Source organism: Cellulomonas sp. HD19AZ1 (assembly GCF_004535805.1).
In the GTDB taxonomy this organism is placed as follows: Bacteria; Actinomycetota; Actinomycetes; order Actinomycetales; family Cellulomonadaceae; genus Cellulomonas; species Cellulomonas iranensis.
Genome location: NZ_SPHX01000002.1, coordinates 93,271 through 114,214 on the forward strand (window position 1 = coordinate 93,271; position 20,944 = coordinate 114,214).

At 75.8% G+C, this 20,944-nt stretch carries 18 protein-coding genes; 9 read left to right on the plus strand and 9 right to left on the minus strand.

Annotated elements, in window-relative coordinates:
- Positions 1–63: 63 nt before the first annotated feature.
- Positions 64–336, plus strand: a complete 273-nt coding sequence (locus E4A51_RS03990) for a Rho termination factor N-terminal domain-containing protein (protein WP_134850941.1) — start codon at positions 64–66, stop codon at positions 334–336.
- A 73-nt stretch (positions 337–409) separates the two neighbouring features.
- Here E4A51_RS03990 and E4A51_RS03995 read toward each other — a convergent pair whose 3' ends face one another.
- From E4A51_RS03995 to hflX, 4 genes are all read right to left on the minus strand, one after another.
- The gene (locus E4A51_RS03995) at positions 410–1,411 is read right to left on the minus strand and encodes an L-lactate dehydrogenase (protein WP_046528162.1); all 1,002 of its coding nucleotides are present in this window, start codon (positions 1,409–1,411) and stop codon (positions 410–412) included.
- A 79-nt stretch (positions 1,412–1,490) separates the two neighbouring features.
- Positions 1,491–3,728 carry an ATP-dependent DNA helicase gene (locus tag E4A51_RS04000; protein ID WP_134850942.1) on the minus strand — a complete coding sequence of 746 codons (2,238 nt, stop codon included), beginning with the start codon at positions 3,726–3,728 and terminating at the stop codon, positions 1,491–1,493.
- A gap of 69 nt (positions 3,729–3,797) precedes the next feature.
- Entirely contained in the window at positions 3,798–5,825 is a 2,028-nt protein-coding gene (locus tag E4A51_RS04005; RefSeq protein ID WP_134850943.1) for a S9 family peptidase, read from the minus strand.
- A 79-nt stretch (positions 5,826–5,904) separates the two neighbouring features.
- Positions 5,905–7,422 (minus strand): GTPase HflX, encoded by a 1,518-nt coding sequence (gene hflX / locus E4A51_RS04010; RefSeq protein ID WP_134850944.1) that lies wholly within the window; start codon positions 7,420–7,422, stop codon positions 5,905–5,907.
- A 110-nt stretch (positions 7,423–7,532) separates the two neighbouring features.
- Between hflX and E4A51_RS04015 the strand changes: the two genes are divergently transcribed.
- On the plus strand, positions 7,533–8,150 hold the full coding sequence (locus E4A51_RS04015) for a class I SAM-dependent methyltransferase (protein ID WP_087510028.1): 618 nt from the start codon (positions 7,533–7,535) through the stop codon (positions 8,148–8,150).
- Positions 8,147–9,769 carry an MFS transporter gene (locus tag E4A51_RS04020; RefSeq protein ID WP_240696371.1) on the plus strand — a complete coding sequence of 541 codons (1,623 nt, stop codon included), beginning with the start codon at positions 8,147–8,149 and terminating at the stop codon, positions 9,767–9,769. The genes E4A51_RS04015 and E4A51_RS04020 overlap by 4 nt, the downstream gene beginning before the upstream one ends.
- A 280-nt stretch (positions 9,770–10,049) precedes the next feature.
- On the opposite strand, the gene dapF is transcribed toward E4A51_RS04020, so the two are convergent.
- Genes dapF through E4A51_RS04040 form a run of 3 tightly spaced genes read right to left on the minus strand, consistent with a single transcriptional unit; the run spans position 10,050 to position 12,732 of the window.
- Positions 10,050–11,012 carry a diaminopimelate epimerase gene (dapF, locus tag E4A51_RS04030; protein WP_134850945.1) on the minus strand — a complete coding sequence of 321 codons (963 nt, stop codon included), beginning with the start codon at positions 11,010–11,012 and terminating at the stop codon, positions 10,050–10,052.
- Entirely contained in the window at positions 11,009–11,965 is a 957-nt protein-coding gene (miaA, locus tag E4A51_RS04035) for a tRNA (adenosine(37)-N6)-dimethylallyltransferase MiaA (RefSeq protein WP_134850946.1), read from the minus strand. Before miaA ends, dapF begins: the two co-directional genes overlap by 4 nt.
- Positions 11,962–12,732, minus strand: a complete 771-nt coding sequence (locus E4A51_RS04040) for a hypothetical protein (protein WP_134850947.1) — start codon at positions 12,730–12,732, stop codon at positions 11,962–11,964. Before E4A51_RS04040 ends, miaA begins: the two co-directional genes overlap by 4 nt.
- An 81-nt stretch (positions 12,733–12,813) precedes the next feature.
- Between E4A51_RS04040 and E4A51_RS04045 the strand changes: the two genes are divergently transcribed.
- Both E4A51_RS04045 and E4A51_RS04050 read left to right on the plus strand, forming a co-directional pair.
- Positions 12,814–13,398 (plus strand): YbjN domain-containing protein, encoded by a 585-nt coding sequence (locus E4A51_RS04045; RefSeq protein ID WP_046528156.1) that lies wholly within the window; start codon positions 12,814–12,816, stop codon positions 13,396–13,398.
- On the plus strand, positions 13,395–13,916 hold the full coding sequence (locus tag E4A51_RS04050; RefSeq protein ID WP_046528155.1) for a YbjN domain-containing protein: 522 nt from the start codon (positions 13,395–13,397) through the stop codon (positions 13,914–13,916). The genes E4A51_RS04045 and E4A51_RS04050 overlap by 4 nt, the downstream gene beginning before the upstream one ends.
- Before the next feature lie 39 nt (positions 13,917–13,955).
- On the opposite strand, the gene E4A51_RS04055 is transcribed toward E4A51_RS04050, so the two are convergent.
- Positions 13,956–15,545, minus strand: coding sequence for an aspartate:alanine exchanger family transporter (locus E4A51_RS04055; RefSeq protein WP_087510370.1), 1,590 nt, complete (start codon positions 15,543–15,545; stop codon positions 13,956–13,958).
- Between the two features lie 190 nt (positions 15,546–15,735).
- A complete protein-coding gene (miaB, locus tag E4A51_RS04060; protein WP_134850948.1) occupies positions 15,736–17,340 on the minus strand; it encodes a tRNA (N6-isopentenyl adenosine(37)-C2)-methylthiotransferase MiaB in 1,605 nt (534 codons plus the stop codon).
- Between the two features lie 164 nt (positions 17,341–17,504).
- Here miaB and E4A51_RS04065 point away from each other — a divergent pair, with 164 nt between their 5' ends.
- The 4 genes from E4A51_RS04065 to E4A51_RS04080 all read left to right on the plus strand — a co-directional run bounded on the left by E4A51_RS04065 (position 17,505) and on the right by E4A51_RS04080 (position 20,868).
- Positions 17,505–18,299, plus strand: coding sequence for an amino acid ABC transporter ATP-binding protein (locus E4A51_RS04065; RefSeq protein WP_134850949.1), 795 nt, complete (start codon positions 17,505–17,507; stop codon positions 18,297–18,299).
- A 72-nt stretch (positions 18,300–18,371) separates the two neighbouring features.
- Complete coding sequence (locus E4A51_RS04070) at positions 18,372–19,232, plus strand: glutamate ABC transporter substrate-binding protein (protein WP_046528152.1); 861 nt, start codon at positions 18,372–18,374, stop codon at positions 19,230–19,232.
- Between the two features lie 86 nt (positions 19,233–19,318).
- Complete coding sequence (locus E4A51_RS04075; protein ID WP_046528151.1) at positions 19,319–20,008, plus strand: amino acid ABC transporter permease; 690 nt, start codon at positions 19,319–19,321, stop codon at positions 20,006–20,008.
- Positions 20,005–20,868, plus strand: a complete 864-nt coding sequence (locus E4A51_RS04080) for an amino acid ABC transporter permease (RefSeq protein WP_134850950.1) — start codon at positions 20,005–20,007, stop codon at positions 20,866–20,868. Before E4A51_RS04075 ends, E4A51_RS04080 begins: the two co-directional genes overlap by 4 nt.
- Positions 20,869–20,944: the final 76 nt, after the last annotated feature.

Consider the following 20,944-nt stretch of genomic DNA (forward strand, 5'->3'; position numbering starts at 1 on the left):
GCCGCGCGACGCTGGTCGCCGGTGCCGGAGCCGCCGGCGCCGTCACCGGTGAGGAGGCGCCGCATGCCCGCACGACGTGACCCCGGCCCCAGCGTCAAGGACCCCGAGCTCTACGAGTCGTTGCGCGACCAGGGCAGCAGCAAGGAGAAGGCCGCGCGGATCGCGAACGCGGCGGCGGCACGCGGGCGGTCGTCCGTCGGCCGGTCCGGCGGGCGCTCGCGCGACTACGAGGAGTGGACGGTCGAGGACCTGCGCCGCCGCGCCGCGGAGATCGGCATCGAGGGTCGGTCACGCATGCGCAAGGGCGAGCTCATCGACGCGCTGCGCCACCACTGACGCTCCCGCGACCGCGGACGGCACGAGGGCCGCACGGGAGTCCCCGTCCGGCCCTCGTCGCACGCCGACCTCGTCAGAAGCCGAACCGCCGGGCGACGGAGCGCACGGCCTCCGCCGAGCGGCGCATGCCCATCAGCTCGTCGGAGGACATCGGCACCTCGAGCCGCTCGCGCACGCCTGACGACCCGACGATCGACGGCACGCTGAGGCACACGTCGGACATGCCGAGATAGCCGTCGAGCAGCGACGACACGGGCAGGATGCGGCGCTCGTCCTTGAGCACGGCCTCGATGATGCGCGACCCCGCGAGCGCGATCGCGTAGTTCGTCGCGCCCTTGCCCTCGATGATCCGGTAGGCGGACTCGACGACCTCGCGCGCGATCGCGTCGCGCACCTCGCGCGTCAGCGGCCCGCCGTCACCGCTCGCCCACTCGAGGATCGGGACGGAACCGATCGTGGCCGAGCTCCACAGCGGCAGCTCGGTGTCCCCGTGCTCGCCCGCGACGTACGCGTGGACGTTCTGCACCGCGACGCCCGTGTGGCGCGCGATGAGGTAGCGCAGGCGCGAGGAGTCGAGCACCGTGCCCGAGCCGAACAGCTGCGACGGCGGCAGGCCCGAGATCTTGAGCGCCGCGTACGTGACGACGTCGACCGGGTTGGTCACCATGACGTAGACCGCGTTCGGCGCGACCTCGACGATGCCCGGCAGCACCTTCTGCACGAGCGAGATCGTCGCCTCCGCGAGGTCCAGCCGCGACTGCCCCGGCTTCTGCTTGGCGCCCGCGGTGAACATGACGACGTCGCAGTCGGCCATGACCGACACGTCGTCGGAGCCCATGACCTCGGCCATCGACATGAACTGGATGCCGTGCGAGAGGTCGAGGACCTCGGCCTCGACCTTCGCCTTGTTGACGTCGAGCAGCGCGACCGTGCGCGCCGCGCCGCGCATGAGCGCCGCGTAGGCCATGGTCGAGCCGACCGCACCCGCCCCCACGATCCCCAGCTTGGACGTGCGCCGCGGCACGGACGGCGTCGGGCTGAAGGCGTACTCGTCGCCCTCGATGGCGTCGACCATGGTCGTTTCCCCTCGTCACGGGCGCGGAACCGGTGGTGCGGGACGGGCCCGCCCGGTGCGGCACCTCCCCTGCACGAGGCTAGTCGGATCCGGCGAGCCGACGTAGCGCGGAGACCACGACGTCGCGGTCCGTGGTGCGCCAGAACGGCGGCATCGACCGCTGCAGGTACTCGCCGTACCGCGCCGTGGCGAGCCGCGGGTCGAGCACGGCGACGACGCCGCGGTCCTGCGAGGAGCGCACGAGCCGGCCCGCACCCTGCGCGAGCAGCAGCGCCGCGTGCGTCGCGGACACCGACATGAAGCCGTTGCCGCCGGCGCGGGCGACCGCGTCGGAGCGCGCGGACCGCACGGGGTCGTCGGGCCGCGGGAACGGGATGCGGTCGATCACGACGAGCCGGCAGGCCGGGCCGGGCACGTCGACGCCCTGCCACAGCGAGAGCGTGCCGAACAGGCAGGTCGGCTCGTCGGCCGCGAAGCGCGCGACGAGCGTGGGCAGCTGGTCGTCGCCCTGCAGCAGCACGGGCACGTCGAGCCGCTCGCGCATCGCCTCGGCCGCGACGGTCGCGGCGCGACGTGACGTGAACAGGCCGAGCGTGCGCCCGCCGGCCGCCTCGACGAGGGTGGCGATCTCGTCGAGCTGCGCCTCGGTGGCCGGTTCGCGGCCCGGCGGCGGCAGGCGCTTGGCGACGTAGCAGATGCCCTGCCGCGGGTAGTCGAACGGGCTGCCGACGTCGAGCCCGCGCCAGCGCGGCGGCTCGTCGGCCTCGGGACGCCGCGGGCGGTCACCGGTCGCCGGGCCCGCGTCCGCGGACGGCGCCGCGCGCCCCGCCGGTCCCGTCGGTCCCGCCGTGCCGGCGTCGGGCTCGTCGTGCGTGCCCTCGAGCGTCGTCGGGCCGACGGGTGCGGCGTCGGGGCGCTGCACCAGGCCGACGGCGCGCGCGGTCGCGTCGAACGAGCCGCCGAGCGTCAGGGTCGCGGACGTCAGCACCCCGGACCGGCCGGCCAGGAGGTGCGTGCGGACCAGGCCGGCGACCGCGAGGGGGGCGGCGTGCAGGCGGGTCGTCGGGACGCCGCGGCGGTCCTCGCCGCGCGCGCACCACAGCACGGTCGCGGCGTTCTGCTCGGGGTCGGCCGCCATGCGCTCGGCCACCTCGAACAGCGCGAGCATGGCCGAGGTCGCCATCTTGCGGCCGCCGTCGACCGCGTCGCGCGACCCGCCCTCGGGCTTGAGCGCCGTGAGCATGGTGCGCGCGGCGTCGCGGACGGTCGCGACGGCGGTGCGGACGTCCTCGGGGAGCCCCTGGGGGAAGCGCCCCTCGGGCAGCGGGACGATGACGCTCGCGAGGTGCTGACCGGCGGTGTCGAGGTCGGTGGTGGGCACGCCGCCGTGCCTGCGGGCCAGCCGCGCGGCGTGCTCGATGGTCGGCAGCGACAGCTCCGCGGTGGCCTGCGCGGTCACGCGGTCGGCGAGCTCGTGCGCCTCGTCGACGACGATCACCTGGTGCTCGGGCAGCACGTTCGGCGACCCCGAGGCCGCGATGCCGAGCATCGCGTGGTTCGTGACGACGACGTCGGCCTCGCGCGACCGCGCACGTGCGGCCTCCGGGAAGCACTGCGCGAGCATCGGGCACTGCCCGCCGAGGCACTCCATGGCGGTCACGGAGACCTGCCGCCACGCGCGGTCGGAGACGCCGGGGACGAGGTCGTCGCGGTCGCCCGTGGTCGTCTCCTCGGCCCACTCGCGCAGGCGCACGACCTGGTCGCCGAGGGACTCGCGCCCGGACTCGGTCTCCTCGGGCGGGTGCTCCGCGGCGCCCGGCCGCTCGGGGACGTCGAACAGCGTGCCCTGCTCGTCGGACGGGTAGCCCCCCGCGACCTTGTGGACGCACAGGTAGTTGTGCCAGCCCTTGAGCAGCGCGATCTGCGCCTGCCGGGGCAGGTGGGACGCCAGCGCGGTGGTGACGAGCGGGAGGTCGCGCGTCAGCACCTGCCGCTGCAGCGCGAGCGTCGCGGTCGAGACGACGACGCGCTCGTCCGCGCGGACCGCGTGCCGCACCGCCGGCACGAGGTAGCCCAGCGACTTGCCCGTGCCGGTGCCCGCCTGGACGAGCAGGTGCTCACCCGTGCGCAGCGACTCGGCGACCGCGACGGCCATGGTGTGCTGACCCTCGCGGCGACCGCCGCCCAGCGCACCGACCGCGAGGTCGAGCAGCTCGCCGACCTCGGCGACCTCCTGCGCGTCGCGGCCGGGTGCGGTCACGGTCGACGCGCCCTGCGCCGGGTCGGCCGGGCGAGGGGTCGGGTCGGGGTCGGGCACCGCGACAGCGTAGTCGCGGCCCCCGACACCCCCGGTACCCGCGACCTGGCGGGTCGGCACGCCCCGGGCTCAGCCGCCGACGGGCAGGTGCCGCGCCCACCAGTCGAGCAGGTGCTCGAACCGCGCGCGCCGGTGCGTCGGCCGCCCCGAGCGGGACAGCTCGTGCCCCTCGCCGGGGAACAGCAGCAGCTCGGCCTCGACGCCGCGGCGTCGCAGCTCGACGTACCAGCGCTGCCCCTGCTCGACGGGGCAGCGCCAGTCCTGCTCCGAGTGGACGACGAGCGTGGGGGTCGTGACCCGCCCGACGTGCGCCATGGGCGACTGCGCCGCGACCGCGGCCGGGTCGACCGCGTGGTCGCCGACGTACTCCAGCCCGAACCACCATCCGATGTCGGCCGACCCGGTGAAGCTGACGGGGTCGAGGAACCCGCGCTCGACGACGGCGGCGGCGAACCGGTCGGTGCGCGTCGTCAGCCACGCAGTGAGGTAGCCGCCGTACGACCCGCCGAGGACGCCGACACGTGCCGCGTCGAGCTCCTGCGGGTGGGCCTCGAGCGCGGCGTCGAGCAGCGCGAGCACGTCGTCGGTGTCGACCGTGCCCATCGCCTGCCGGATCGCGCGGCCGTGCGCACGCCCCCGGCCGGAGGACCCGCGGGGGTTGCCGAGCACGACCGCGTAGCCCGCGCCCGTGAGCACCTGCACCTCGTCGAACAGCGCGTGCGTGTACTGCGCGAACGGGCCGCCGTGGATCATCAGCAGCGTCGGGTGCGGACCCGCGCCGTGGCGCGCGGGGTCGGGCAGCGCGAGCCAGCCGTGCACCTCGTAGCCGTCGGGCGACGTGGCCGTCAGGGGCGTCGGCAGCACCGTGCGGCCGGTCGCGCGCAGCGGGCCGGACCAGTCGGCGAGGACCCGGCCGTCGTCGTCGACGCGCAGCAGGGCTCCCGCGCTCGTCGGGGTCGCGGCGCTCGCGACGACGCGCAGGTCGCCGTCGTGGACGACGGCCGCGGCGCCGAGCACGACGTGCGGCGCGTCCAGCAGGCGCGTCGTGGTGCCGTCCGCGGCCACGTGCGCGAGGACGACGGCGCCACGGTCCTCGAGCGTCACGAGCACGCCGCCGCGCGTCGGGTGGAGGACGCCGCCGAGGTCGGTGCGCTCGGCGTCGGTGAGCCGCTCGGGCGTCGCGGCCGTCCGCAGCGCGGCGCCGGTGCCCGTCAGGGGCGCCCGGAAGAGGCCCGTGAGGGCCGCGACCGTGTCCGTCCCGTCCGGCCCGAGGTCCGCGGCGAGGAGCCACAGCGTGTCGCCGTCGACCCGCACGGCGTCGACGCGCAGCGTGCTGCCCGCGTCGGCGTCGGTCAGCGGCACGACCGCCGCCGGCCCCGTCGCGCCGCGCGGCGCGACGACGAGCACCGCGTCCCGGCGCACGTCGCGCTCGCGCGTCGCGTGCCGCGCGCACGTCGCGACGAGCGCCAGGCCGTCCGGGGCCCAGGCGGCGTCCGTGACCTCGAGCGGACCCGAGGTGAGCGCCACGGCCGCGGGCACGTCGGGCGCCCCGCCCGGGTCGGCGGGCACGTCGAGCACGTGCACGTGCCGCGGGCGGTCGGACACGAACCCGGCGCCGTCCTCGCGGTAGGAGAACGTCGTGATGTGCCGGGGTGCCTCGGCCGACGGGTCGCCGCCGGGCAGGTAGCGCCCGGCCTCGGGCACGCGCGCCGTGAACGCGAGGCGGGTGCCGTCGGGCGACCAGCGCGGCGCCGCGGCGCCCAGCGGCGCGTCGGTGAGTCGCGCGGGCTCACCGCCCGCGAGCGGCAGCACGTGCACCTGACCCGGCCCGCCGGTCAGGGGCGCGCGCGTGAACGCGACCCACCGGCCGTCGGGCGACACCTCGGGCTCGGCGTCGCGGTGGCCGTGCGTGAGGCGACGCGCGGAGCCCGTGCCCGCGGCGTCGTCGTGCGCGTCGAGCGGCACGAGCCACAGCTCGCCGCGGTAGGCGTCCGCGGCCAGGTCGGGCCGGGTCACGGCGACGACGGCCGCCGAGCCGTCGGGCAGCAGCGCGGGCGCGCCGGGGGTGGTCAGCAGGTCCAGGTCGGTGGGCAGCACCCCTCGACCCTAGGCGTCCCGCGCGGGCGTCGCGGCGCACCGACGTGCCGGGGTCGCGTCACGTCGGCGCACCGCGGGCTCACGCCGTGCGGGACGCCGCCTCGAGCTCGGCCGCGAGGCCCTCGTCGACGCGCGCCCGCAGCAGCGTGCCGTCGGGCGTGTGCTCCTCGTGGTCGATGTCGCCGTGGTCGTGCACGCGGCTGACGAGGTCGCCGCGCGAGTACGGCACGACCAGGTCGACGCTCACGCCCGGACGGGGCAGCTGGTCGGCGATGAGCTCCTGCAGCTCGGCCACGCCCTCGCCCGTGTGCGCGGACACCACGACCGAGTGCACCTCGCGCGAGCGCAGCCGCGCGACCGCCTCGGGCGTCGCGAGGTCCGCCTTGTTGAGCACGATGATCTCGGGCACGTCCATCGCGCCCGGGATGTCGGCGAACACGTGGCGCACGGCCGCGATCTGGCCCTCGGGGTCGGGGTGCGCCGCGTCGACGACGTGCAGGATGAGGTCGGCGTCGGCGACCTCCTCGAGCGTCGAGCGGAACGCCTCGACCAGCTGGTGCGGCAGCGCGCGCACGAACCCGACCGTGTCGGCCAGCGTGTAGACGCGCCCGTCGGTGGTCTCGGCCCGGCGCACGGTCGGGTCGAGGGTCGCGAACAGCGCGTTCTCGACGAGCACGCCCGCGTGCGTCAGCCGGTTCAGCAGCGACGACTTGCCGGCGTTGGTGTACCCGGCGATCGCGACCGACGGGATCGCGTTGCGCCGCCGCGACGCGCGCTTGGTCTCGCGCGCGGGCGCCATCGCCGCGATCTCGCGGCGCAGCTTGGCCATGCGGTTGCGGATGCGCCGACGGTCGAGCTCGATCTTCGTCTCGCCCGGGCCGCGCGAGCCCATGCCCGCGCCCGCGCCGCCGACCTGGCCGCCCGCCTGCCGGCTCATGGACTCGCCCCAGCCACGCAGGCGCGGCAGCAGGTACTCGAGCTGCGCGAGCTCGACCTGCGCCTTGCCCTCACGGGACTTCGCGTGCTGCGCGAAGATGTCGAGGATCAGCGCGGTCCGGTCGACGACCTTGACCTTGACGACGTCCTCGAGCGCGCGCCGCTGCGAGGGCGCGAGCTCGCCGTCGACGACGACCGTGTCGGCGCCGACCGCCGCGACCACGGTCGCGAGCTCGGCGGCCTTGCCCGAGCCGAGGAACGTGCCCGGGTCGGGCGTCCGACGGCGCTGCAGCAGGCCGTCGAGCACCTGCGAGCCCGCCGTCTCGGCGAGCGCCGCGAGCTCGCGCAGCGAGATCTCGGCCTCCTCGGCCGTGCCGGCGCCCCACAGGCCCACGAGCACGACCTTCTCGAGGCGCAGCTGGCGGTACTCGACCTCGGTGACGTCCTCGAGCTCGGTCGACAGGTTCGCCACGCGCCGCAGCGACGTGCGCTCCTCGAGGTCCAGCTGGTCGCCGTCGAACGTCGTGTGGTCGGTGCCGCCCGCCTGCAGAGCGGTCCCGGCCCGTGCGAGCACCCGTGCGACGACGTCGTCGGCCACCTCCTGCGCGCTGCGCGCCGACGCCTGCGGCGTCACGTCGGTGGTGTGCTCTCGGTCGTCCACGCGGGGCCTCTCGTCCGGGATCGGGGTGTGTCCAGGATCGCACGCACGTACGAGCGCCGCGACGGGATTTCGCTGCGGGCACAGCGCGGCCCGGCCGCTAGCCTCGGCGGGTGACCGGCACCGACGACCCGCAGGGTGAGCACTACTTCACGGCCCGTCCGGCCTCCGCCGAGCAGCGCCGCACGCGGCACGTCCGCCTGGCCGGCCGCGACGTCGAGGTCGAGACCGCGGGCGGCGTCTTCTCCCCCGACCACGTCGACCTCGGCACGCAGGTGCTGCTGCGCACCGTGCCGCAGCCGCCCGCCGCGGGCGACCTGCTGGACCTCGGGTGCGGCTGGGGGCCGATCGCGCTGACGCTCGCGCTCACGTCGCCCGACGCGCGCGTGTGGGCGGTCGACGTCAACGAGCGCGCGCTCGACCTCGTGCGCCGCAACGCCGCGCGCCTCGGCCTCGGCAACGTGGTCGCGGCGCTGCCCGACGACGTGCCGGACGACGTGCGCTTCGCGACGTGCTGGTCGAACCCGCCCGTGCGCGTCGGCAAGCCCGCGCTGCACGACCTGCTGCGCCGCTGGCTGCCCCGGCTGGCGCCGGGCGGCGACGCGTGGCTCGTGGTCGGCAAGAACCTCGGCGCCGACCCGCTGCAGCGCTGGCTCACGCAGGAGGCCGGCCTGCCCACGTCCCGCGAGGCGAGCGCCAAGGGCTTCCGCGTGCTGCGGGTCGCGCCGTGAGCGGGAGCGTCGACGGCAGCGGGACGGCGACCGACGGGCCGGCCTCGCCCGACGCGCCGGCCTCGCCCGACGCGCTCTGGCGCGCCCGCCGCACGACGTCGCTCGCGATGTTCGCGCTCGTCGTGCTGGTCGCGTTCGAGTCGTTCGCGGTGACGACCGTGATGCCCGAGGTCGCGGCCGTCCTCGACGGGCGCGCGCTGTACGCGTTCGCGTTCGCCGGCCCGCTCGCGACCGGGGTCGTGGGCATGGTCGTCGCGGGTGCGTGGGCGGACCGTCGCGGACCAGCCGCGCCGTTCGCCGCGGGCACGCTCGTGTTCGTCGCCGGGCTCGTGGTCGCGGGCGCCGCGACGAGCATGCCCGTGCTCGTCGCCGGGCGGCTCGCGCAGGGCCTCGGCGGCGGCGTCGTCAACGTCACGCTGCTGGTGGCGGTCGCGCGCGCCTACCCCGCGGTGCTGCACCCGCGCGTGTTCGCGTGGTTCTCGACCGCGTGGGTGCTGCCGTCGATCGTCGGGCCCGCGGTCGCCGGGTTCCTCGCCGAGCTCGCCGGCTGGCGCTGGGTGTTCCTCGGCGTCGCGCTGCTCGTCGTGCCGGCGACCGTGCCGCTGCTGGGCGCCGTCCGCGGCCTGGGCCCGGCACGGCACGACCCCGCCCGCGCCGACCCGGCCGAGGGGTCGCCGGCGACGCGCGAGGCCCCGCCCGCAGGCCGTGACGACGCCGCCCGGCGCGTCCTGTGGGCCGTGCTCGTCGCGGCCGCCGTGCTGGCCCTCAACGTCGCCGCACAGCTGCCGCGCGCGTGGTCCGCGCCGGTCGCCGTGGTCGCGGCCGTCGCGGCGCTCGCCGCGGCCCGCCCGCTGCTACCGCGCGGCACGCTGCGCGCACGGGCCGGCCTGCCGTCCGTGATCACGACGCGCGTGCTGGTGTCGGGCGCGTTCTTCGGCGCCCAGGTGTACGTGCCGTACCTGCTGGTCGACCGGGACGGGTGGTCGACGTCCGCGAGCGGGCTCGGGCTCTCGACCGCCGCGCTCGCCTGGTCGGCGTCGTCGATCGTCCAGGGGCGCCTCGGGCACCGCCTGCCCAGCTGCACCGCGGTGCGGACCGGCACGGCGCTCGTGGCGGTCGCCGTGGTCGGGGCGACGGTCGTCACCCTGCTGGGCCTGCCCGCGTGGGCGGTCGTCGCGGTGTGGACCGCCGCGGGCGCCGGCATGGGCATGGCGTCGTCGCGGCTCAACGTCCTCGTGCTGGGCTGGTCGGCCCCGCAGGACCAGGGCCGCAACTCCGCCGCCCACAACATCGGCGACTCCGTGGGTGCGTCGCTCGCGCTCGCGCTGACGGGTGTCGTCGTCGTGTCGGTGGGCGGCGGCGACGGCTACGTCGGGCCTGGGCCGTTCGTCGCGGCGTTCGCCCTGACGGCGCTGCTCGCGCTCGGCGCCGCGGCCGTCGCGCCGCGCGTCGGCGTGCCGCGCGTCGGCGTGCCGCCGACCGAGCGCCGGCCGACACCCGGTGCGGCCACCCCGCCGGCGGGACCGTCGCCCGCGGGGTCGGACGCGCCGCCGCCGACCGCAGCGGCGTCCCCGCTCACGGCCGGGGGCAGCGCCGCCGCGAGCGCACCCAGCACCTGAGCCGGCGTCGGCACGCCCTCGGCCCGCGTCACGACCCGCCCGTCGGCGTCGAGCACGACGACGGTCGGGGTGCTCACGACCCGCAGCGCGGCCGCGAGCCCGGGCGCGTCCGCGACGTCGACCTCGACGTGCCGCACACCGGGCACCGAACCTGCCACACGCGCGAGCACGCGACGCGTCGCGCGGCACGGCGCGCAGAACGCGGTCGACACCTGCAGGAGCGTCGCCCGCTCCCCCCGCGGCCCGCCGAGGTCGTGCGCCGTGAGCGTCAGCGGCTCGGTCACGCGGGCAGCGCGGCCAGGTCGACGTCCAGCTCGGCGACGAGCGTCGCGGGGCCGGCGAGCTCGGCCTGCCCGTCGGCGTGCAGCGTGACGCGCACCGTGCCGCCCGGCACGTCGACGAGCCACACGTCCGGCGCCTGGTCCCCGCCCCACGCGCGGACCGCGGCGGCCGCGGCGACCGCCCCCGTGCCGCACGACCGGGTCTCCCCCACGCCGCGCTCGTGCACGCGCATGCGCACGTGCCCCCGCGGGTGACCGTCGGGTCCGGCCTCCTCGCCCAGCGGCACGACGAGCTCGACGTTGGTGCCGTCGTGCGGCACGGGTGCCACGTCGGGTGCGACCGTGAGGTCGGCGCGCGCGAGGTCGGCGCCGTCCGCGAGCACGACGACCGTGTGCGGGTTGCCGACGTCGACCGACAGCCCCGGCCGCGTGACCGCGAGGCCCGCGACGTCGACGTGCGCGTCACCGCCGTCGGACACCGCGGTCGCACCGCCGGGCAGCGTCACGGCTCCCATGCCGACCGCGAACCACGGCCCCGCTCCGACGTCGGCGGGCACCTGCGCGACCGTCCGCAGCCCGGCGCGGGTGCCCACGTCGAGCGGGCCCGCGGCCGGGTCCCACAGACCGAGGTGCTGCGCATACGCCGCGAACACCCGCACGCCGTTGCCGCACATCTGCGCGACCGACCCGTCGGCGTTGCGGTAGTCCATGAACCAGCGCGCGGCGCGCGCCGCGGCGGGGGCGTCGTCGACGTGCGCGGTCGCGACGAGCCGGATCACGCCGTCACCGCCGACGCCCGCACGCCGCTCGCACAGCGCACGCACGAGCGCGGGCGTGAGGTCGAGCGCGCCGTCGCGGTCGTCGAGCAGCACGAAGTCGTTCTGCGTGCCGTGGCCCTTGGTGGCGACCAGGCGTCCGGCCTGCGGGGCGGCGGTCGGCGTGGCGGTGGTCGTGGCGGTCACGACCCCAGCGTACGGCGGGTGGGCTCGTCGATCGCGGGCGCGTCCAGCCGTCCGGCGTCGGCCGCCGCGACCACGTCGAGCGCGCGCGCCACGAGGTCCGGGTCCCGGGCGTCGAGCCACGTGACGCGGGGGTCCCGGCCGAACCAGCCCATCTGCTTGCGGGCGAGCCGGCGCGTGCCCGCGGCGGTCGCGGCGCGCGCCTGCGCGCCGTCGAGCTCGCCCGCGAGCTCGGCGAGCGCCTGCGCGTAGCCGACCGCGCGGGACGCCGTGCGACCCAGCCCGTGGGCCGCGAGCGCGCGCACCTCGTCCAGCAGACCCGCGTCCCACATGCGCTCGACGCGCCGCGCGATCCGCTCGTCGAGGGCCGCGCGCTCGCAGTCCAGCCCGATCTGCACCGCGGGCACCTCGTACTCGTGCCGCGGCAGGCTCGCGGAGTACGGCCGCCCGGTGAGCGTCACGACCTCGAGCGCGCGCACGAGCCGGCGGGCGTTGCGCGGGCCGATGCTCTCGGCGGCCGCCGGGTCGACGGCCGCGAGCTCGGCGTGCAGCGCGCGCGCCCCCTCGGTCTCGACGCGCTCCTCGAGCGCGGCGCGCACCGCCGCGTCCGTGCCGGGGAACTCCATGCGGTCGAGCAGCGCGCGCACGTACAGCCCCGACCCGCCCACCGCGACGGCGCGCACGCCGCGGCGCGCCAGGTCGGCGAGCACCGCGCGCGCCTGCACCTGGTAGTCCGCGACCGAGGCCTCGTCGCGCGGGTCGAGCACGTCGAGCAGGTGGTGGGGCACGCCGCGCCGCTCGGCGGGCGCGAGCTTGGCCGTGCCGACGTCCATGCCGCGGTACAGCTGCATCGCGTCGGTGTTGACGACCTCGCCCCCCAGCGCGAGGGCGAGCTCGAGCGCGAGGTCCGACTTGCCGGTCGCCGTGGGGCCGACGAGCGCCACGACGAGGGTCACGACGCCGCCCGCCACAGCACGGCGGCGTGGGCCGCGCCGCGCCAGACCGTCGCCAGCCGCACCTCGGGTGCGGGCCCCTCGTCGCGCGCCGTCGCCGCGCGGGCGTCGAGCGCGCCCACCAGCACCTGCCAGGGCGCCCAGCCCGTCACCGCGAGCGCCGCGGCGGTCGCCGGGTCGAGCGCGGCCAGCGCGCGACGCGCGGGTCCCGCACCGTCCGCGAGCGCGCGCAGCAGGGCGTCGTCCAGGTCGTCGGCGCGCGGGTCGCCGGGCAGGGGGGCGTCGTCGCCGTGGCGTGCCGACCCGGACCCGACCACGACGAGGGCGGTCGACGGGTCGGCGCCCAGCGCGGCGCCGAGCGCTCGCAGCGCGCCCGCGGGCCCGGGGGCGACCTCGACCGCGTGCAGCCGCTCTGCCCGCGTACCCGCCGCGAGCGCGAGCCGCAGCCCGACGACCGTCCCGGTCTCGGCGCCGCCGACCGCGGCGTCCGGCGCACCGGGGGCCGGGCGCAGCCGCACGGTCGGCACGGGCTCCCGCAGCAGGTGGTCCGGCACGCCCGCCGCACCGGCGCCGAGCGGGACGTCGCCGGTCAGCGCGCGGTCGCGCGCGCCCGGGGCGACCACCACGACGCGCTCGGCACCCGCCACCGCGTCCGCCACGACCGCGCCGGCCGCGGCACGCAGCGCGCGCAGCGCGGCCTCGTCGGGGCCGCGGCCGGCGGCACCCGGCAGCAGCAGCACGGTGTCGGGGACGAGGGCGGCGGCGAGCACGGACCGACCGTAACGCGTGCCACGTCCGCGACCGGCGCCCCGCCCCGCGCGTCGTCGGCGGTGCCAGGTAGGGTCGGCCGCATGGGGTGGTTCCGTCTGCGCGCTGCGCGCTGGAGGGCTCGTACGCGTCCCGCACCCGTGCGCGACGCGAGCTCCGTCGACGACCGCGAGCTGCACGACCGCGTGTCCGAGCTGCTCGTGCGCGAGCTCGGCGGCGCCGACGCGGCGACCCGGGCACCGGCACCCGTGTCCCCCGCGCGCATCGCGTCGTGGATGTCCGACAACCAGTTCTCCTACTTCGTCGACAACGACGGCGACCTCGGGGGGCTGTGGCGCGGACGGCTGTTCTACTTCTTCCTCTTCGGGGAGCAGTCCGAGATCCTCCAGGTCCGCGGGCAGTGGCACCGCGAGCTCGCGATCGAGCGCCTCGAGGAGGTGCTCGACCTGTGCAACGAGTGGAACGCCGAGCGGATCTGGCCCAAGGCGTACGCGCGCGTGCGCGACAACGGTCGCGTGCACGTGGTCTCCGAGGTCGCGACGGACCTCGAGCACGGCGCGACGGACGCCCAGCTCAGCCAGCTGCTGTTCTGCGGCCTGTCGACGGGCAGCATGCTGTTCGACGCGCTCGACGAACGGTACCCCGACCCCGCGGGGACGGCCCCGTGAGCGCCCCGGGCTGGCTGCTGCGCGTGCTCGGCGGGCTGCCCAAGCCCACGAAGACGCGCCCCCAGGACGACGAGCCGCCGCAGCCCCTGACGCGCGACCGCGTCGCGGACTACCTGCTGGGGCGCGGGTACCGGTTCGTGATCGACGAGGACGGCGACCTCACCGGCACGTGGGACGGCAGCCGGTTCTGGTTCCTGCTGCTCGGCGAGCAGTCCGAGATCCTGCAGGTGCGCGGACGCTGGCACCGCACGCTGCCGGTCGAGCAGCGCCGCGCGGTCGCGCTGGCCATCAACGACTGGAACCGCGAGCGCATCTGGCCCAAGGCGTACGTCCGCGAGGAGGAGGGCGAGCTCGCGGTGTACGCCGAGGTCTCGGCGGACCTCGAGCAGGGCGTCACCGACCTGCAGCTCGCGCAGCTGCTCGCGTGCGGCCTGGGCACGGGTGTGCAGCTGTTCGCGGCGCTCGACCCCGTGGTCCCGGCGGACGGCCCGCCGCCGCCCGACGTGCCCGACAACTGAGCGCCCACACCGCCGCGGCGCCTCCCGGGCGGCGGGGCGTCACAGCCCGCCGAGCACCTGCCCCAGCACGATCTTGGTGATCATCGCGGCCGGGTACACGAGCGCGTAGCCGAGCGCGACGCGCGCGTCGTACCCGGTGCGCGCGTTCGCGAACGCGAGCACGGCCGGCTGGGTCTGCGTGCCGCCGACGATCCCGGACAGGCGCGTGCCGCCGATCCGGAAGACGCGACGCATGACGAGCGAGAGCCCCACCGCGACCGTCGTCGTGACGAGCGCACCGAGCACGAGGATCCGCAACCACTCGCCGGACGTGAACGCGGCGCCGATCTGCGCGCCCGCACGTGACCCGGCCTGCGCCAGGAACACCAGGAGCCCGAGCTCGGCGACGGCCTGCGCCGCCGTGTAGGGCATGGCCGTGACGACCGGCCCGATCCGGCCGACGCGCCCGAGCACGAGCCCGACGAGCAGCGTGCCGGCGGCCGAGCCGATCGAGAACACACGGCCCGGCACGGGGAACGCGACGGCACCCAGGAGGATGCCCAGCGTCATGCCGACGCCGAGCACCACGGGCGTGATGTCCGACAGCCCGCGCGACGAGTCGCCGAACCACCGCGACACCTCCGCCATGCGCTCGCGCGGTGCGATCACGCGCACGCGGTCGCCGAGCTGGAGCTGGAAGTCGTCCGTGGCGAGGACGTCGACGTCGCCGCGACGCACGCGCGAGATGGTCGCGCCGAACCGGTGCAGCAGGTCGAGCTCGGCGATCGTGTGCCCCGCCGCGTGGTCCGCCGAGACCGTGACCCGGCGCATGTCGAGGTACAGCCGGTCGGCCTCGAGGCGGTGCGACGACGCGTGCCCGAGCTCGCGCGTCACCGCCTCGACGTCGTCCACCGGGCCGACCACGGTCACGAGGTCGTCGAGCACGAGCAGGTCCGCGTCGGCGGCCGTCCGGATCGGCGACGTCTCGCCCCGTCGCACGCGCGAGAACTTGATCCGGTCGCGGTGCGCGAGCTCGAGGTCGCGCACGCGCACGCCCGCGGTCGCCTCGACGCGCACGGTGCGGCTCACGAGCGTCGGGGGCGCGTCGGTGTCGTGCTCGCGGTGCCGCAGCGCGACCGACACCGCGACGAGCATCCCGACCACCCCGAAGAGGTAGGTGACGGCGTAGCCGATCGTCGGCGTCGTCGCGTCGCCCGCGGCGTCGCGCGCCGCCGCGAGCGCGGGCGTGTTCGTCACCGCACCCGCCCACGCGCCCGCCACCGTGGGGGCGTCCAGCCCGAGCAGCCGGCCGGCGCCGACCGCGACGCCCGCGCTGACGACGAGCACGCCCGCGGTCGCGAGGATCGGCGCGAGCGAGCGCCGCAACGACGAGAAGAACGTCGCGCCCGAGACGAGGCCGACGCAGAACGTGAACAGCGTGAGCCCGAGCGTGCCGAGCGCCTCGGTGATCTCGAGGTCGACGCCGTACGACGCCGCCCACGCGGACGACCCGATCGCGAGGAACAGCACGGCGGCCGCGCCGAGCCCGACGCCCCGCACCTTGACGTGGCCCACCGCGGACCCGACGCCGATGACGACGAAGAGCAGCAGCACGGGCTGCTGGGCGAGGAACAGGAAGACGTCTCGCATGACGGGCTCCACTGACGCTGCGACGTGGCGACACTGCCGCGTTCATTGAAGCGCCGGTCGTCGGGCCGCTCCTGGTCCGAAGGGCCCGGGTCGCGCGGCCGCGCCGGCGGGGCGCGTCAGCGCAGCGTCGTCGGCGCGCGTCAGCGCAGCGTCGTCGGGCGCGCGTCAGCGCAGCGTCGTCGGGCGCGCGTCAGCGCGCGGGGCGACCGAGCGTCGGCAGGCCGAGCACCACGGGTCCGGCCGGTGCCGGCGCACCCGTCCCGCACGAGGACGCTCCGCCGTGGTCGTGCTCGTCGCGCCCTTCGGCACGGGCCTGCCACGCGTCGCCGGCGCGCGTGCGGCGCACGCGGAACGTGCCGCCGGGCGCGAGCGCCGAGTCGGCGACCAGGTGGTGCGGCGCGCCGTGCGTGACCTCGACGGTCACGAGGTCGCCCGGCCGCGGCGCGTCCTGCGGCGCCAGGTCCGCCGGCAGCGCGAGGTGCACCAGACGGTTGTCCTCCGCGCGCCCGGAGATCCGGGCCGTCGCACCGTCCTTGCGTCCCTCGCCCTCGGCGACCAGCACGTCCAGCGTCCGCCCGACCTGCGCGGCGTTCTCCTCGGCGGAGATGCGCTCCTGCAGCTCGACGAGCCGCTCGTACCGCTCCTGCACGACCGCCTTGGGCAGCTGGTCGGGCAGGTCCGCGGCCGGCGTGCCCGGGCGCGGCGAGTACTGGAACGTGAACGCCGACGAGAACCGCGACGCCTCGACGACCCGCAGGGTCTCGGCGAAGTCCTCCTCGGTCTCCCCCGGGAACCCGACGATCACGTCCGTCGTGATGGCGGCGTGCGGGATCGCGGCCCGCACGCGCTCGAGGATCCCGAGGAAGCGGTCGGAGCGGTAGGACCGACGCATCGCGCGCAGCACGCGGTCGGAGCCCGACTGCAGCGGCATGTGCAGCTGCGGCATCACGGTCGGCGTCTGCGCCATCGCCTCGATCACGTCGTCCGTGAACGCGGCCGGGTGCGGCGACGTGAAGCGCACGCGCTCCAGGCCCGGGACGGCGCCGACGGCGCGCAGCAGCTTGCCGAACGCGTGCCGGTCGCCGAACCCGACGCCGTACGAGTTGACGTTCTGACCCAGGAGCGTGACCTCGATGGCCCCGGTCGCGACGAGCGCCTCGACCTCGGCGAGGATCTCGCCCGGGCGGCGGTCGCGCTCCTTGCCGCGCAGGTGCGGCACGATGCAGAACGTGCACGTGTTGTTGCAGCCCACGCTGATCGACACCCATCCCGCGTACACGGACTCGCGCCGCGTCGGGAGCGTGGAGGGGAACACCTGCAGCGACTCGGCGATCTCGACCTGCGCCGCCGCGTTGTGCCGCGCGCGCTCGAGCAGCGTCGGGAGCACGTCGAGGTTGTGCGTGCCGAAGACGACGTCGACCCAGGGCGCGCGCTCGACGATGCCCGCGCGGTCCTTCTGCGCGAGGCAGCCGCCCACGGCGATCTGCATGCCTCCGGGGCGCGTGCGCTTGGTGCCCGCGAGCCGCCCGAGGTTGCCGTAGAGCTTGTCGGCCGCGTTCTCGCGCACGGCGCACGTGTTGATGACCATGACGTCGACGTCCTCGGCGGCCGCCTCGGCGGGCGGTGCGGGCACGTAGCCGGCCTGCTCGAGCATGCCGGCCATGTGCTCGGAGTCGTGCACGTTCATCTGGCAGCCGAGCGTCTTGACGAGGTAGGTCCGCGGGCGCGCGTCGGCGCCCGCGGGCGCGTCGGGCGCGTGCGGCGCGGCTGCGGCGTCGGTCAGGGTCGTGGACATCGTCCACCAGGGTACGACCCGCCCGGCGGCCCTCGACGCACCCGCGGGACTGACCCCGCCGACCGCGCGGGCGACACGGAACGGACGTTTCGTGTGAACCCGCTGTTACGCGACCGTGACGTCCACACGTGGCATACGCAACATCTCACCCGTAGGTTCGGTCCATGGTTGACAGCACCACGGCGGAGCCGGGCCGTGCGGACGTGGACGCACGTCCGACCGGCGAGCCGCTCCTCGTCCTCGACCACGTCGACAAGCACTTCGGTGCGCTGCACGTCCTGCGGGACGTCGACCTCACCGTGCACCGGGGCGAGGTGGTCGTCGTCATCGGGCCGTCGGGCTCCGGCAAGTCGACGCTGTGCCGCACGATCAACCGGCTCGAGACGATCGACTCGGGCACCATCACGATCGACGGCAAGCCCCTGCCCGCGGAGGGCCGCGAGCTCGCGCGGCTGCGCGCCGACGTCGGCATGGTCTTCCAGTCGTTCAACCTGTTCGCGCACAAGACGGTGCTCGAGAACGTCACGCTCGGCCAGATCAAGGCCAAGGGCGTCAGGCCCGCGCAGGCGAAGGCGACCGCGATGGAGCTCCTCGAGCGCGTCGGCGTCGCGAACCAGGCGCACAAGCGGCCCGCGCAGCTCTCGGGCGGGCAGCAGCAGCGCGTGGCGATCGCGCGGGCCCTGGCCATGAAGCCGAAGGCGATGCTGTTCGACGAGCCGACGTCCGCGCTCGACCCCGAGATGATCAACGAGGTGCTGGACGTCATGGTGAGCCTCGCGCGCGACGGCATGACCATGGTCGTCGTCACCCACGAGATGGGGTTCGCGCGCCGGGCCGCGCACCGCGTGGTGTTCATGGACGCCGGGCAGGTCGTCGAGGAGGCCGACCCCGAGACGTTCTTCACCGCGCCCCGCAGCGAGCGCGCCAAGGACTTCCTGTCGAAGATCCTCACGCACTGACCCGACCCGCGACGCATCCTCACCGACCATCCCGACCCTGACCGACGCAGGACGAACGAAGGGGAAGCACACATGCGTGCACGACGACTGGCCCTCGCACTCACGGCGGTGGCCGCGCTCACGCTCGGCGCCTGCTCCGGCGGCGACGACGGCGCCGGCAGCGGCGGCTCGGACGGCGCGACCGCGGGGGGCGGCTCGGGCGAGAAGATCCGCATCGGCATCAAGTTCGACCAGCCCGGCCTGGGCTACCAGGACGGCAGCGACTACACGGGCTTCGACGTGGACGTCGCGACGTACGTCGCGGGCAAGCTCGGGTACGAGCCGGACCAGATCGAGTGGGTGCAGGCGCCGTCCGCGCAGCGCGAGACGATGCTGCAGAACGGCCAGGTCGACATGATCTTCGCGACGTACTCGATCACCGACAAGCGCAAGGAGGTCGTCGCGTTCGCGGGGCCCTACTTCGTGGCGGGGCAGGACCTGCTGGTCGCGGCGGACGACGACTCGATCTCGGGCCCCGAGGACCTCGAGGGCAAGAACCTGTGCTCGGTGACGGGCTCGACGTCGGCGCAGCGGATCAAGGACGAGTACGCGGCGGGCACGAACCTGCTCGAGCAGCCCGGGTACGGCGAGTGCGTCACCGCCCTCGTCGCGGGCACGGTCGACGCGGTCACCACCGACGACATCATCCTCGCGGGCCTGGCGTCGCTGCCGGCGAACGAGGGCAAGGTCAAGGTGGTCGGCAACCCGTTCTCCGAGGAGAAGTACGGCGTGGGCCTGCCGAAGGACAACGACGTGTGCGCCGACGTCAACAGCGCGATCGAGGCGATGATCGAGGACGGGTCGTGGCAGAAGGCGCTCGACGACAACGTCGGTGCGTCGGGGTACGAGCCGAACGACTCCCTCAACCCGCCGACGGTCGAGGCCTGCGCCTGACGCCCGTCTGACCGTCGACCGGGGCCGGCCGCGCGCACGTCGCGCGGGCCGGCCCCGGCACCGCCCACCGCACCCCGGGAGGCCGCGTGGACGAGGGCTACCTCGACCAGTTCGTGTCGCTGTTCGACCAGTACGACGTGCTCGGCGCGTTCTGGGTGAACATCCAGCTCACGGCGTACGCTGCCGTGCTCGCGCTCGTCATCGGCACGGTCCTGGCCGTCATGCGGATCTCCCCCGTGCCGAGCCTGCGGTGGGCCGGCACGACGTACGTCACGCTGCTGCGGAACACGCCGCTCACGATCATCATCGTGTTCTGCGTGCTGGGACTGTGGGGCCAGCTCGGCATCACGCTCTCGAGCGACTTCCAGACGAACTTCTTCCGCCTCGCCGTGCTCGGTCTCGCGGTCTACCACGCGGCGTTCGTGTGCGAGGCGCTGCGCTCGGGCGTCAACACGGTGCCGGTCGGGCAGGCCGAGGCGGCGCGCGCGATCGGCCTGGGGTTCTGGCCGGCCGCGCGCCTCGTGATCCTGCCGCAGGCGTTCCGGGGCGCGGTCGCCCCGCTGGGCAACGTGCTGATCGCGCTCATCAAGAACTCGACGGTGGCCGCGGCGGGCTCCGTCGCCGAGACGTCGGGGCTCATGAAGACGATGATCGAGTTCCGGCCCGACGTGATCCTCGCGGTCTTCCTCACGTTCGCGATCGGCTACGTGATCATCGTCGTGCCCGTGGGGCTGGCGACGACGTCCCTCTCGCGACGGCTGGCGGTGGCCCGGTGAGCAACCTCGTCCTGTTCGACGTCCCCGGGCCGCGCACGCGGCGCCGGATGCTGCTCGTCAACGTGCTCGCGGGGGTCGTGGTCGCGGGGATCGCGGTCTGGGCCCTCGTGCTCCTGGGCCGCAAGGGCCAGCTCGCGCCCGCCATGTGGGAGCCCTTCGTCCAGCCCCGCACGTGGACGGCCTACCTGCTGCCGGGGCTGCTGCAGACGCTGCGAGCGGCAGGGCTCGCGATCGTCGGCTCTGCGGTCTTCGGGCTCGTGTTCGGGATGGGCCGGCTGTCCGGCTCGCGCGTGGTGCGCTGGGTCAGCGGCACGGTCGTCGAGTTCTTCCGCGCCGTGCCCGTGCTGCTCATGATGGTGTTCTTCTACAGCGGCATCGCGCAGCTGCGGGTCGTGGACCCGCCCGACGTGCCGCTCCTCGCGGTCGTGCTGGCCCTCACGCTGTACAACGGCTCGGTGTTCGCCGAGCTCGTGCGCTCGGGCGTGCACAACCTGCCGAAGGGCCAGCGTGAGGCCGCGCTGGTGGTCGGGCTGCGGCCCGCTCAGTCGTTGCGGCTCGTCGAGGTGCCGCAGGCGCTCATCGCGATGCTCCCCGCGATCGCGAGCCAGCTCGTGGTGATCCTCAAGGACACGGCGCTGGGCGCGATCATCACGTACCCCGAGCTGCTGGACGCGGCACGCCGGTTCGGCTCGGGCAACGGCAACATGCTGCAGGCCCTGCTGATCGCCGCGCTGGTGTTCATCGTCATCAACGTCGCGCTCACGACGCTGGCCGAGCGCCTCGCGGCGCGCGTCGGCCGGCTCACGGCGGGCACGGCCAAGGCCGACGCCCCGGCGATGGCGGCGACCACCGACCGCTAGCCGTACGGACCGGGCGCCGGCGCGCCCGGGGGCCGGACCGCTCCCGGTGCGACGCGCCCGGCCGGTGCCGCACGCG

Bases quoted from the DNA above. Each gene is read 5' to 3' on its own strand.
- E4A51_RS03990 (WP_134850941.1), top strand. From the start codon at position 64: ATGCCCGCACGACGTGACCCCGGCCCCAGCGTCAAGGACCCCGAGCTC.
- E4A51_RS03995 (WP_046528162.1), bottom strand. From the start codon at position 1,411: ATGGTCGACGCCATCGAGGGCGACGAGTACGCCTTCAGCCCGACGCCG.
- E4A51_RS04045 (WP_046528156.1), top strand. From the start codon at position 12,814: ATGGGGTGGTTCCGTCTGCGCGCTGCGCGCTGGAGGGCTCGTACGCGT.
- E4A51_RS04055 (WP_087510370.1), bottom strand. From the start codon at position 15,545: ATGCGAGACGTCTTCCTGTTCCTCGCCCAGCAGCCCGTGCTGCTGCTC.
- miaB (WP_134850948.1), bottom strand. From the start codon at position 17,340: ATGTCCACGACCCTGACCGACGCCGCAGCCGCGCCGCACGCGCCCGAC.
- E4A51_RS04065 (WP_134850949.1), top strand. From the start codon at position 17,505: ATGGTTGACAGCACCACGGCGGAGCCGGGCCGTGCGGACGTGGACGCA.
- E4A51_RS04070 (WP_046528152.1), top strand. From the start codon at position 18,372: ATGCGTGCACGACGACTGGCCCTCGCACTCACGGCGGTGGCCGCGCTC.